Annotated in this window: 14 protein-coding genes; all 14 read right to left on the bottom strand. The window is 37.0% G+C overall.

The genetic code is table 11. The features are described 5' to 3' along the window. Positions 1 to 9: 9 nt before the first annotated feature. The 14 genes from sucC to ffh all read right to left on the bottom strand — a co-directional run bounded on the left by sucC (position 10) and on the right by ffh (position 13364). A complete protein-coding gene (sucC, locus tag ABDZ63_RS07940; RefSeq protein ID WP_343782914.1) occupies positions 10 to 1170 on the bottom strand; it encodes an ADP-forming succinate--CoA ligase subunit beta in 1161 nt (386 codons plus the stop codon). A 118-nt stretch (positions 1171 to 1288) separates the two neighbouring features. After that, positions 1289 to 1558 carry an EscU/YscU/HrcU family type III secretion system export apparatus switch protein gene (locus ABDZ63_RS07935; protein WP_343782912.1) on the bottom strand — a complete coding sequence of 90 codons (270 nt, stop codon included), beginning with the start codon at positions 1556 to 1558 and terminating at the stop codon, positions 1289 to 1291. Further along, the gene (locus ABDZ63_RS07930) at positions 1555 to 3408 is read right to left on the bottom strand and encodes a hypothetical protein (protein ID WP_343782910.1); all 1854 of its coding nucleotides are present in this window, start codon (positions 3406 to 3408) and stop codon (positions 1555 to 1557) included. Before ABDZ63_RS07930 ends, ABDZ63_RS07935 begins: the two co-directional genes overlap by 4 nt. Positions 3409 to 3428: 20 nt before the next feature. Beyond that, complete coding sequence (locus tag ABDZ63_RS07925) at positions 3429 to 4208, bottom strand: ribonuclease HII (RefSeq protein WP_343782909.1); 780 nt, start codon at positions 4206 to 4208, stop codon at positions 3429 to 3431. A 48-nt stretch (positions 4209 to 4256) separates the two neighbouring features. Further along, positions 4257 to 5108, bottom strand: a complete 852-nt coding sequence (gene ylqF, locus ABDZ63_RS07920; RefSeq protein WP_343782908.1) for a ribosome biogenesis GTPase YlqF — start codon at positions 5106 to 5108, stop codon at positions 4257 to 4259. A 125-nt stretch (positions 5109 to 5233) separates the two neighbouring features. Further along, on the bottom strand, positions 5234 to 5578 hold the full coding sequence (gene rplS, locus ABDZ63_RS07915) for a 50S ribosomal protein L19 (protein WP_343782907.1): 345 nt from the start codon (positions 5576 to 5578) through the stop codon (positions 5234 to 5236). A gap of 105 nt (positions 5579 to 5683) precedes the next feature. Beyond that, positions 5684 to 6430: a tRNA (guanosine(37)-N1)-methyltransferase TrmD gene (gene trmD, locus ABDZ63_RS07910; protein WP_343782906.1), complete on the bottom strand. Its 747-nt coding sequence runs from the start codon at positions 6428 to 6430 to the stop codon at positions 5684 to 5686. After that, complete coding sequence (gene rimM, locus ABDZ63_RS07905; RefSeq protein WP_343782904.1) at positions 6430 to 6951, bottom strand: ribosome maturation factor RimM; 522 nt, start codon at positions 6949 to 6951, stop codon at positions 6430 to 6432. The genes trmD and rimM overlap by 1 nt, the downstream gene beginning before the upstream one ends. Beyond that, positions 6948 to 7391 (bottom strand): YlqD family protein, encoded by a 444-nt coding sequence (locus tag ABDZ63_RS07900; protein WP_343782903.1) that lies wholly within the window; start codon positions 7389 to 7391, stop codon positions 6948 to 6950. The genes rimM and ABDZ63_RS07900 overlap by 4 nt, the downstream gene beginning before the upstream one ends. 36 nt (positions 7392 to 7427) lie before the next feature. After that, positions 7428 to 7655: a KH domain-containing protein gene (locus ABDZ63_RS07895; RefSeq protein WP_343782902.1), complete on the bottom strand. Its 228-nt coding sequence runs from the start codon at positions 7653 to 7655 to the stop codon at positions 7428 to 7430. 17 nt (positions 7656 to 7672) lie between these two features. Further along, the gene (gene rpsP / locus ABDZ63_RS07890) at positions 7673 to 7942 is read right to left on the bottom strand and encodes a 30S ribosomal protein S16 (protein ID WP_146814380.1); all 270 of its coding nucleotides are present in this window, start codon (positions 7940 to 7942) and stop codon (positions 7673 to 7675) included. Positions 7943 to 8049: 107 nt separating this feature from the next. Then, positions 8050 to 8730, bottom strand: a complete 681-nt coding sequence (locus tag ABDZ63_RS07885) for an ABC transporter ATP-binding protein (RefSeq protein ID WP_343782901.1) — start codon at positions 8728 to 8730, stop codon at positions 8050 to 8052. Between the two features lie 25 nt (positions 8731 to 8755). Then, positions 8756 to 11293, bottom strand: coding sequence for an FtsX-like permease family protein (locus ABDZ63_RS07880; RefSeq protein ID WP_343782900.1), 2538 nt, complete (start codon positions 11291 to 11293; stop codon positions 8756 to 8758). Between the two features lie 730 nt (positions 11294 to 12023). Beyond that, positions 12024 to 13364, bottom strand: a complete 1341-nt coding sequence (gene ffh, locus ABDZ63_RS07875; protein WP_343782899.1) for a signal recognition particle protein — start codon at positions 13362 to 13364, stop codon at positions 12024 to 12026. Positions 13365 to 13369 lie beyond the last annotated feature (5 nt).

Below are 13369 nucleotides of genomic sequence, written 5' to 3'. Positions count from 1 at the left end.
CGTCCTTTCTTATTTTACTAGAGATACAATTTTCTCAGCACCATCAGCCATAGAGTCTGCTGATGTGATGTTTAAGCCTGATTCGTCTAGAATCTTCTTACCTAATTCAACATTTGTACCTTCTAAACGAACTACAAGCGGAATTTCTAAGCCTACTTGCTTCGTAGCTTCAACAACACCTTCAGCGATCACATCACACTTCATAATACCACCGAAGATATTGACTAAAATTCCTTGTACATTGTCATCGGACAAAATGATCTTAAATGCTTCAGTAACTTTTTCAGCAGTCGCACCGCCACCAACGTCTAAGAAGTTCGCCGGTTCGCCACCATAATGCTTAATAATATCCATTGTTGCCATAGCAAGGCCTGCACCGTTAACCATACAACCGATATTACCATCTAATGCGATATAGCTTAAGTCATGCCTTGATGCTTCGATTTCTTTCTCATCTTCTTCATCTAAGTCACGGAATTCTACGATATCTTTATGACGGAATAATGCGTTATCATCAAAGTTTAGCTTTGCATCTAGTGCTAATACTTCGCCGTCACCAGTCGTTACTAATGGGTTAATCTCTGCAATTGAGCAATCTTTTTCAGCAAATAGTTGATATAAGCTCATCATAAACTTAACTGCTTTACCTAATAACTCTTCAGGTATGTTTAAGTTAAATGCCATTCGTCTAGCTTGGAATGGAGTAAGTCCTGTAACTGGATCAATCACTTCTTTAAAGATCTTTTCAGGTGTTTTTTCAGCTACTTCCTCAATCTCAGTACCACCTTCTTCAGATCCCATCATCACAACACGAGAAGTTGCACGATCTAAAACAACACCTAAGTAGTATTCGTTTTGAATGTCACAACCCTCTTCGATTAAAAGGCGTTTAACCTCTTTACCTTCAGGGCCTGTTTGGTGAGTTACTAATGTTTTCCCTAAGATCTCAGTAGCATACTCACGTACATCATCTAAGTTTTTAGCGATTTTGACACCGCCTGCATTACCACGCCCACCAGCGTGAATCTGTGCTTTTACAACTGATACACTTGAACCTAATTCTTTAGCTGCTTCTACTGCTTCATCGACAGAGAAAGCTACTTTACTATTAGGTACAGCAACGTTGTAAGAACGGAAAATTTCCTTCGCTTGGTACTCATGAATGTTCATGTTACATCCTCCCATCAAAAAGTCACTGCATTATACTAATTAATTAAAACCACACCTTGTATATTATACATGAAATTTGTCACAATCAAAAGAACCTTGGATTGTTTTATGATATTTTTTAGTAATTTTTGTCTAATTGATAGATAAAAGCAAAGATTTCGGCTACTGCTTGGTATAAATCTTCTGGAATTCTTTCATTTATGTTCAATTCACTCATTAATTCCATTAAGGCTGGATCTTCATATATAGGTACATCATAATCATCAGCTCTCGCTAGAATTTCTTCAGCAATCAAACCTTTTCCTTTAGCTATTATTTCAGGAGCATCATCACGCTCTTGATCATACCGGAGAGCTAACGCTTCTTTTCGTTTATAACGTTCATTCATATACGAAAATCAACTCCTTTATAAGATGCTTCAGCGTAATCAGTTTGATTGGTTTGAGTCACTTGATGGTGCTCTTCTTTTAATGGTTTTACATCAACAGCCTTCAAATCGTAACCTTTTTTATCCAGGTTAACTTTTAACATTGACTCCATACGACTTACAAGTGGTGATAAGACTTCCGGTTTTTCATGAAATATCGAAAGTGATACATCTCCATACTTGATGTGCATGTCGATAATCGCCTCATGCAAATTTGGTAAGTTTAAATAAAACATAACACGACAGTTTTTCGGGTGAATGGATCCATCAGATTGCTTTTGGCCTTCAAAATCCATCCATAAGTCTTCATTTAAACCAAACATTTCTTTTGGAAGATGGGCCGAAAATTGCATCCATTCTCGACTACTGTCTTGTAATGATAAATGAATGCCTTGTAGCATTTGATTCATCTGTTGAAAAACCTCAGGATTGGCTATTTGACTACTAGTCGTACTTAATAGCGATTGCATCGTAGGATAATCTTGAGAACGAACCATGACTTCATGTTGAGTGAGATTCATAAAACTTTGAAGTTGTTGCATCACTTGAGCCATATTTGATTGTGTTTGAGGCTGATTGAACAAACTTTGCCAAATGTTTAAAGCTCTAAATTGTTGTTGGTCGACTTGAGTTGATAGGGTTTGTGTCAAACTTCGAATTAATTGTTCACCCTGTTCAGAACTTAACAGTTGCTGTAATGCTCCGACTTGGTTTTGTTGTAGCATCTGTGCTACTTGTAGCATCATTTGTTGATGTGATGGTGGGAGACTATTTTGTACATGGTTAAAAATGGGTAATTGAGTGAAGTTCGATAAAAAGTTCACCCTATCAGCTTTTCCACCTTGTAAACTACTTAACTGATTCATAAAACGACTTAATAACTTTTGAGAACGCTCCCCACCTGCTAGTTGATTGTTGGCCAAGTTACCTAAGCCTGCTTGTAGCCCGTCAGATGTCAAGTTAAATGGTAAGTTTAAATTTTGTGTCTGGAGGCCATTAGTGCCTAATTGAAAGCTCACTTGATTCGTCTTTGCCCATGAGCTCCAGGTGTTAGCCCATTGACTATAACTAACTTGAAAGCTAACAACGCCTGCTTTTTGTAAAAGCTTGAAAGTGGTTTCACTTCCACGACCAATTTCAGTAAGAATTTGATGCGTTAAATGGGCCATCATTTGTTGGTTAGACTGTCCTCTTCCACTGATTGCATTTAAATATAAACTTAACTGTACTTGTTCGTTTGTAAGAGTTGGGCTTTGAGCTAATTGAGATTGGATTTGACTAACTGTTTGATTAAATGAGATTGGTTGATTGATGCGTTGGTCAACCGCTCTAAACGTTTGTTCATTTAATGGGAAGTTTCTAGACACCATTTCCCTTAAAACCGCATCACTATTAGTCGAACCTAATTGTGCAAGCTGTAATAAATTTGCGATATTTTGTTGTGTAACAGGTAACTGATCGCGGATGAGTAAAGCTAACATCAATTGCTGTTGGTTATTAGCTTGTTGCCCAGTCGCTTCAAGTAGAGCTCGAGCTGCATCTTGTGGTGTTCGGACGACTTCATCACTAACAATTTGTAAATGTATGTATGGACTTGTTTGATTCACTTGCATTAAGTAATTTTGATTGGCTTGAAGGTTCGCACTCAATTGAGCCACTACTTGTTGCTGGCCAATGCGTACCATCGCCTTTTGGTCGGGGAAAAATTTCATGATACGACCGGAAACGACTTGTCCATCTCGTAACGATAAATTTGAGAAATTCGATTCTCTCACTCTGATCGATTGAAACACTTTGTTTAATTCCGTCATACCATCCACGCCTTTTAAACTTAAATTTTATATAATGATACAGGGTTAAACGACATTCTATGGTAAACAGTAGGTCCATGCTCTTCTAAAGCCTTCAAATGATTCTTTGTGCCATACCCCATGTTACGATCAAACTCAAATGCAGGATATTCTTTACCCGCTTCAACCATTAGACGATCTCGAATCACTTTCGCTACTACACTAGCTGCCGCAATGGAAACACTCTTTTGATCACCTTTAATCAATGATTGTTGAGGCGCATTAAGACCTTCTAGTTTCATTGCATCTAATAAATAATAATCAGCATTAATATCCATATCATCTATTGCTAGCTTCATCGCTTTTTTAGAAGCTTCATATATATTAATCTCATCAATTGTCTGACGATCGACTATACCAACCCCTAAAGCCCTAGCATGCGTTAAAACTGTCTCGTAAAATTGATTTCGTTTCACTTCAGACAACTTTTTTGAATCATTAATCCCGACTAAGGATTCATCATGTGGGTCTATTATAACCGATGCTGCCACAACCGGACCCGCTAATGGACCTCTACCAACTTCGTCTATTCCAGCTACAGAAAAATAGCCTTTTGACTTTAATTGGTATTCATAAACTTTCATTTGTTCATATTGCACTTTTAATTGGCGTTTTTCCTCTAGTTTTTGATCATACTGCTGCAATAACTTTTGAACACCAGCTCGTTCATCTTGTCGTAATATGGCTATTCCTTCAGTTGTTAGTTCATCGTCTTTTAGCTGTTGTTTTATTTCATTTATAGTACCTCGTGTGTTTTTCACTATGTCTATTCCCCTTCTACCTCTTATATCGACAATCTATAGAAAAAACTAAAGACTTACTCGATCAAAAGTAACTCTACCTAAATGACCTTGTCTTAAATCACGAACAATCACATCAGCCACTTGGTCATAATCAATCATTCCACCAGACATTAAGCAGCCTCTCTTTTTACCTATAGCATCAAACCATTCTACAATATCTTCACTTTCGAAATTTAAAGTTGGATATCGCTTTAGTAAAGATTCAGCATAATGCTCTTTAAAATACCTTAATATGAAGACTGCTATGTCGTCTAAATGTAATATTTGGTCTTTAATTGTTCCGATTGTAGCTAGCTTATAACCTACTTCTTCATCCTCAAATTTCGGCCATAAAATACCTGGTGTATCAAGTAGTTCAAACTCTCCGTGAACTCGAATCCACTGTTGTTGTCTTGTAACACCTGGTTTGTCTCCTGTTTTGGCTTGTTTTTTATTAGCTAAACGGTTAATCAATGTAGACTTCCCAACGTTAGGAATTCCTAAAATCATCGCCCTTAACGATCTTGGGTTTATTCCTTTTGCTTTCCGTTTTTCGTTAATTTTTTCGCTAATCACGTTTGCTTGTTTAATAATCTTCTTTATATCATCCTTATTGTTTACATTAACAGCTAATACATATTTACCTTCACTTTCAAAGTAATCTGCCCATTGTTTAGTTAGGATTGGGTCAGCTAAGTCACTCTTCATCAGTAAAACAAGTTTTTGTTTATCATCTGTCACTTCTTGTAGCATTGGGTTTTGACTAGAGAATGGCGCTCGTGCATCAACTAACTCTACAATTAAATCGACTAGCTTTAAGTTTTCTTCGACTTCTCTTTTGGCTTTTGCCATATGCCCTGGAAACCATTGGATTGTCATCTATATCACCTCTTTAGACTATCTTAACCATTTCATGCCTTTTAGATAAAGTATTATGTAATCATTATAACCTAAAAAAAGAGCTTGACTGGACGTCAAGCTCTTTTCTTTGCTTCAACATGTACTTATCGTCTTTCAGGAATACGCGCAGCTTTACCACGTAGGTTACGTAGGTAATAAAGCTTCGCACGACGTACTCGACCACGACGAGATACTTCAATTTTGTCAACACGTGGAGAATGTACTGGGAATGTACGCTCAACGCCAACGCCGTAAGAAATCTTACGTACAGTAAACGTTTCGCTGATTCCACCGCCACGTCGCTTAATAACAACACCTTCGAAAACCTGAATACGCTCACGGTTACCCTCGACAACTTTAACGTGTACTTTTACAGAGTCACCAGCACGAAATTCAGGCACATCAGTACGTAATTGATCTTGTGCGACTTGCTCTAAAATCTGTTGCATGTTCGTTCACTCCTTCCAAACTAATGCTCTTACTAATCCAAGTAGCGGAACATCGTTATCAAGCTTAAGTGAACACTTAAGCACTAAATTAATATATCATACAGTTTAATTCGATGCAATATCAATCTTAGTTTTAATATCATTTAATAGTTTTAATTGACGTTCTGATAAATCATTTTCATTAATTAAATCTGGTCGCCGTATTAAGGTTCGTTTTAAAGACTCGTATTCTCTCCACTCTTCAATCTTTTGATGGTTTCCTGATAGTAGAACCTCAGGAACTTTATGTCCTCTAAAATCACTTGGTCTAGTGTAATGTGGATGCTCTAATAAATTATGGCTAAATGAGTCTGCTTTAGCTGATTGCTCATTCCCTAAAGCCTCTGGTAATAAACGAACAACACTATCAGTCACAACCATCGCCCCTAACTCTCCACCTGTTAAAACATAATCACCAATAGAGATCTCATCTGTTGCTAATTCAGTACGGATTCTTTCATCAAACCCTTCATAATGTCCACAAACTAAAATTAAGTGATCTTCCTTTGCTAATTGTTCTGCTTTTTGTTGTGTATAGGGTTCGCCTTGGGGACACATTAAAATGACGCGAGGATTGGACTCTTGATTCTTCAAATCTTCTACAGCATCAAAAATAGGCTGTGGCGATAAGACCATGCCTGCACCACCGCCATAAGGATAATCATCAACTTTCTTATGCTTATTCTCGGTATATTCTCTAAAGTCTATTAACTGATAATCATAAGCTTTTTTCTCTTTCGCTTTTTTTAATATAGACGACTCGAATACACCTTCAAACATCTCAGGAAAAAGTGTTAAAATATCTAGCCTCATTACGAAAGCAATCCTTCCATTTCTTCAATTACAATTCTTTGTTCTTCAATATCAATTTCTTTTACCACATCATCAATATAAGGGATTAAAACATCTTTATCTCCAGGTTCAGTGCGTTTAACAACCCAAACATCATTAGCACCTGGCGCTAAAATCTCTTTAACTTTACCGAGGTATTCTCCCGTCGTTAAGTAAACCTCACATCCAATAATTTCAAAATAGTAAAATTCACCTTCATCGAGTTCATATAAGTCTTCAAACGCGACCTTTAACAGACAATCTTTAAAACCCTCAACTTCCTCAAGCGATTCATACCCTTTTAAAGTGAGTAAATCAAATTGTTTATGCTTTCGATTGGAGCTTACTTCTACTTCTATATGTTCGCTGTTATTATTTTCAATAAATAAACGACTGCCGGCATCAAACCGCTCTTCAAAATCAGTCACCGCCATGACACGAACTTCACCTCGAACACCATGGGTATTAACAATTTTACCTACTTTTAAATAATCTCTATTCATTTAGCATCACCTGTTATTTGAACTATTTTTCCATCTTTAATAACCATTTTACGTGGGCCTACTATTTGGTCCCAATCATCACCAACAGATACTTCGACTACTTCATCAACTTCACGTTCTGTAATTTCACTACCTAGTGGCAATTGATTTAACTGTTCGATTTGAAATTCATACCACTCGATTGATTGTTTTCTTTTTAATTCTTCTTTAGAAAATTTCTCTTCAACCTTATGTTGGTCAAATTTGTTATTATATATCAGTTTTTTCTTCTCAAACTGTAATTGTTCGAGTTCTTTATGTTGACTAGCCTTCTGCCTTTCAAAGTGCTCTTTAAGTTGTTGTTTACTAGATTCTGTGATGACTTGTTTGACTTTTGTTTTTCGTATAATTTGCATAAAACCACCCGAATGATCTGACGTACGAATTACTTCATAGAACATTGCAAAAAAAGGGAAAGGTTTACCCCCCTCCCTTTTTTACATAATATCAACATAAACCTTTTTATTCGTGTTCGAATTAGCTGCATGTACAACTGTACGAACTGCTTTTGCGATCCGTCCATTTTTGCCAATTACTTTACCAACATCATCTTCATGAACAGTTAAATGGTAACGGACTTTACGATCCGTTTCTTCAACTGTCACCTCAACATCGTCAGGATAATCGACTAATGGACTCACAATCGTTTCAATTAAGGGTTTCATGATATCACAAATCCTTACTAGTTATTTTTTGACTCGTGAAACTTAGTCATGATGCCCTGGTCTGAGAATAGGTTGCGTACCGTGTCACTTGGCTTAGCACCTTTAGTCATCCAGTCTAATGCTTTATCCTCATCAATAGAAACCTCTGGTGTTTCAGAAACTGGATTATATGTGCCGATTTGCTCAATAATACGTCCATCACGAGGTGAACGTGAATCTGCTACTACTACACGATAAAAAGGATTTCTTTTAGAACCCATTCTTTTTAAGCGGATTTTTACTGCCATGTCTTACACCTCCATCAAAATTGCTTTTCACAAGTTTAGATTGTATCAGAGAATCAAAAGTGTGTAAAGGATTTTTACATTACATTATTTATTAGCAAATTAAACTACTACAATTCACTTAATGTTGCTACTTTAACCTTGCCATCCAACAAACTAATTTGTTGATCCGTTCGTTCTGCAATGGCTTGATCGTGTGTGATCAACACTACAATCACATCATCATTAGCATGGATTTCTTCTAATAACCCAATAATTTTCTCACCTGTCTCGGAGTCTAGATTTCCAGTTGGCTCATCAGCAAGGATAATCGATGGATTAGTTACTATTGCTCTAGCAATAGCCACTCGTTGTTGCTCTCCACCAGACAGGCGAGATGGAAGGTGGTTAATTCGATGCTCTAAACCTACTCGTTCTAAAGCGACCTTTGCTTTCTCTTTGATCTCTTTAGAAGAAAAAACATTCAATAATGGCATCATAACATTTTCTAAGGCTGTTGCTGTTGGTAGGAGCTGAAATTGTTGAAATACATACCCGATTTCCTTTAAGCGTAATTTTGCTAATTGTTTATCTTTTAGTTTGTGTACGGCTTGATCGTTAACCCAGATTTCCCCTCGGTCAATTGGCTCTAACCCGCCAATTGTATGGAGCAATGTTGATTTACCTGATCCAGAAGGGCCAACAATCGATACATAACTATGATCTTCAATTGTAAGTGAAAGGTCCTTTAAGACTTCTATCTTTTCAGAATCATTTGTATAACTCTTAGCCAATCCATTTATTTGTATCATTCCGAAACACCTTTCTTTTTTAAGATTAAGCTGCGTGATGATTCTTTGTCACACCCTTCACCTTGAAACCTGCAATAATAACAATGGTGAACAAGGTGATTAACGCCACTGGAGATAAAATAGAAAGTGAAATCAACCAGCTAGGAATCACACTATCTGTATATATATTGATAAAAAGACTAGCTACGATTGTACCAATTCCTGCACCAATAACCGAAACAATAAAAGACTCCAGACTAATGTAAAACTGAATTCTCCTCATCGGCCAGCCGATTGAACTAAAGATTAAGAATTCCTTCTTCCGTTCGGTGAGGTTTAAATATAAAAGCAAAAACGTAAGTGCAACAGCTAAAATGAAGCTCAAGATTAGTGTTGCTGTTTGATAGCCCGCTAGCTTTAAGTTGATTGATTCACCGATAAAGCTTAAATATAGAAAATCAGAAAGAATTTGCTGGGTCACAATAGATAGTAAAAGCATAAACGTTGTAATCGCAATGACGATCGTTAGTAAACCAAATCGCAGTGGACGGCGTAATAATTGGTGAAGACAATAAGACATAATCCCTCGAATTCTTACCATGCGTTGCATCTTCCACTCGGCTCCTTCACCTTCTAGCCCTTCTCGTGGTGAAAGCTTTAGTGCTTTATAACTTCCCGTTACATATCCTATTGAAATAATAGCGATTGTAATTAACCATATATATAAGTAGTCTATAAAAGAAACGGCCTCCAACCAATTGTTCGTAATCCAAATGACAAGTAAAGGAATTGTGCTAATGATGAAAACTTCTATAGAAAGTGTTCGAACAATTTTCCCCCTGGTCCAACCGATCGCTCGTTGCATGGCAAAATCAATCGAACGATTAAAGAGACTATGAGTAATAATCGTATAACAAAAGATCACACTAATGGCTAGTAGATAAATAAACAATAAAATATTTGTCTGGTTGACTTGATTCTCAATCGACCAGTTGACTCCTTTTTGCTGCCAGCCTTCTTCTACTGTTCCAACTTCATCAACTTCAGTTCCAGCTAGATTGACATGTACTCTACTTGCAGAAGACCCTAGCATGATGTCAACGTGGTGACCTGTTTGTTCTTTTATTTCGGTTGCAACTGCTTCAATTTTACTTTGACTAGATTCTGACCTTTCAGCTACCCCATCCACTACAACACGAATAGAAGATAATGGTGGTTCCTCATCATAGACGTGATGTAGTGCATTTAAACTCGTTAACATATCAGGCGCACCAGGATAATAACTTGCTTTAACTGGCAGTGGTAGTAGCGGTGTTGGCTCAATTTCTTCACCGAGTCCATTTTTAATAATCATACTGTGATGCGGGGTATAAACATCGACAGGGTCTTCTTCTTGCCATGACCCAGCAAATTTCGGTCTAATTTCAGAAGAGTCATAATATCCAACTATGTCCACTGTAAAATCATGTGTCTGTCTAACACCTTCTGAATAACGGTAAAAAGGAATGTTGATCTCAGTATAAAAATCACTGGCATTAGGATACTCTTGAGCTTCTAACAATGGTATATCTCCATCATTATTTTCTATTAGACTGTAATTGATTGGGGAAAATTGAATTATTTCAGTAGGGGCATTTATTAGGTCGTATTCCACTTCATTAAAACCTTCATCATCGAATTCTAGATTAACATTTTTAAACCTTAAATCAGAAGTCAGTGATGAAATGTCTAATTGGGCAATTTCTTCTTTAGGTAATCCACGTAAATAACTTGTTGTTCCTCCAACAATATCGTCTTCAGAGAGATTATCTGGTACATTAATTTCATGTACTGTTACCGTTTCTTCCATCACATATTCTGGTTCTTTAAGGGCAACAACAGGGACAACAGGCATAGTAGCTCCCTCTGAAGAATACGATTCATCAAGGTAACTTCCAGAAATCATGCTATCAGACACATTATATAATTGGTCTTCAGCTTCAGGGTCAATAGCAACAAGCAACATTTCATTAGGATACCTTACAGAAGTTCCTGGAGCTACATTGGAAGGGTATCCTCTTTCCTCCAAATGTCTTTGATATAAAATAGAATCTTCCATTGATTCATCATAATACTCACTAATAGAGCTAGTTTCTGTCAACGTATGTGTTTTCATCCCATCAAAAGCAGTAACTTCTTTGGTTGTTTCATACCAATTTCCGGGTGTAGCATTAGAGGCATTTGCATTCATTCCAATAAATTCAAAATAACCCATTAACGCAATTGGCGCAGCAACTTCCACACCTTCAATACCCTTGATTTTTTCCCAATCCTCTAATGAAATTCCCCCATAGCTAGCAATACTACTTTGTGGTGCAACCCATCCATCTTCCAACCCCTCGACTTCATCATCTAACTGAGGTAAAACTAAAAGATCATATTGATAACGCCAATCATCTTCCAATTCACCCCTTGCTTCAATCGCAATTTGACCAGTCATTGTTTGTGTACCTATGTACGCTAGTCCTAAACAACCTAAAATAAGTCCTATTGTTAAAAATATCTTCCAACGTTCTCTAAATGTGACTTTTAAGTATGAAAACATAGTGATAGACCCCTTTCATTCTAAAAAGCCCATACTCTTTCAATATAACTAGGCTATTCATTAATATTACATTGGACAAGCTGTATTAACACGTTCATTAATAGTACGAAATTCTTGTCTATCACCTATATGTCTATGTTGTTCTTCAAACTTATGATAACCAGAACCATCTATACATTGGTAGTAGGTATAATGAGTTACCCAATTACTACCACTGTGATCGAGCACTTATGACTAACGGAGATGTAATCAACATACTAAAAACGAGTATAGTACTAAGAACTTTCCCCATTTTCTTCAAAGTTAACAACCTCCTGAATTATATAGAATATTGGCTTTGGTAATATATTAACTCATTTCCCACTAAATAACAATTAATTTTATGACTATTTTGAATAGTTGATATTTTGGTTTTTTCAGGTGAAAAACAAGGGGTGCAGCTCTAAGTCGACTAACATATTGGTTCTTCCGCCAACTTCCTGTATCCTATGCGAAAAGACGCCGCTGTTGAAATATGTTTGTTGACAACATCGAAACTAAAGGAGTCTTAGTCGCCTTAAAGCATCCACTAAAAGCGGATCACATGATGCCAAAATATACGACCAAAAGACAGTAACCTTATAAAGTAATGTAAAATTTGCCGCTACCTCAGCAAATATTTTAGAGCCAAAATTAAAGCGCTTCTCCTACAAAAGGAAAAGCGCTTTAATGAAATATAGATTATTTTACATTACATAAAAGGGAGATTCATGCCGCCTTTTTTCCCTTTCTTTTGGTTCGTCATTTGTTTCATCATTTTCTTCATTTCTTCAAATTGTTTTAGCAAGCGATTGACTTGTGCAACTGAAGTACCAGACCCTTTTGCGATACGCTTTTTGCGACTCGCGTTGATTACACTAGGGTCCACTCGTTCAGTTTTTGTCATGGACTGAATGATGGCTTCAATATGAGATAATTGTTTGTCATCAACCTGAAGATTTTTCATACCTTTCATCTTATTAGCCCCAGGCATCATATTAATTAACTCATCTAATGGTCCCATGTTCTTTACTTGATCCATTTGCTCTAAGAAATCTTCAAATGTAAAGGACATTGAACGCATTTTATCTTGCATTTCTTTAGCTTTTTTCTCATCGACTTCGGTTTCAGCCTTTTCAATTAAACTAAAGACATCGCCCATACCTAAAATACGAGAAGCCATACGATCTGGGTGGAATGCTTCTAGTTGGTCTAGCTTTTCACCCATACCGGCAAATTTAATCGGCTTACCTGTAACAGCTCTTATAGATAAAGCAGCACCACCACGTGTGTCACCGTCTAATTTGGTTAATACAACACCACTAATAGCTAATTGTTCATCAAAGCTTTCAGCCACATTAACGGCATCTTGACCTGTCATGGAGTCGACAACTAAAAAGATTTCATCTGGTGATGTGTCTTCTTTAATTTGTGATAATTCACCCATGAGTTCTTCATCAACATGTAGGCGCCCTGCTGTATCGATTAAAACATAATCGTGATGTTCTTCTTTAGCCTTAGCAATCGCCTCATTGGCAATATCAACTGGGTTTGCCTCTGTGCCTTTTGAATAAACTGGCAAATCCAACTGCTCACCTAACGTTTCTAACTGATCAATGGCGGCTGGGCGATAAACGTCTGCTGCTACTAATAACGGATTACGGTTAAACTTTTTACGTAAATGGGTGGCTAGTTTGCCGGTAGTTGTTGTTTTACCCGCACCTTGAAGACCAACCATCATAATGACTGTCGGTGATTTATTGGCTACAGCAATCTTACTTTGCTCACCACCCATTAATTCTGTTAACTCTTCTTTTACGACTTTAATTACTTGTTGACCTGGTGTTAAGCTCTCCATTACTTCTTGGCCAACTGCACGTTCTTTAATACGCTTGATCAAATCTTTTACGACTTTATAGTTAACGTCAGCTTCTAATAAAGCTAACCTAACTTCTCTTGTCATTTCTTTTACGTCAGCTTCACTAACTTTACCTTTTCCTGTAATTTTTTTAATTGTACCTTGCAATCGGTCGGCTAATCCTTCAAATGCCATAATGG

Source organism: Alkalibacillus silvisoli (genome assembly GCF_039521975.1).
Classification (GTDB): domain Bacteria; phylum Bacillota; class Bacilli; order Bacillales; family Alkalibacillaceae; genus Alkalibacillus; species Alkalibacillus silvisoli.
The sequence above is the reverse complement of the archived record's forward strand: the minus strand, read 5'-3'. Positions and strand labels throughout refer to the sequence as shown.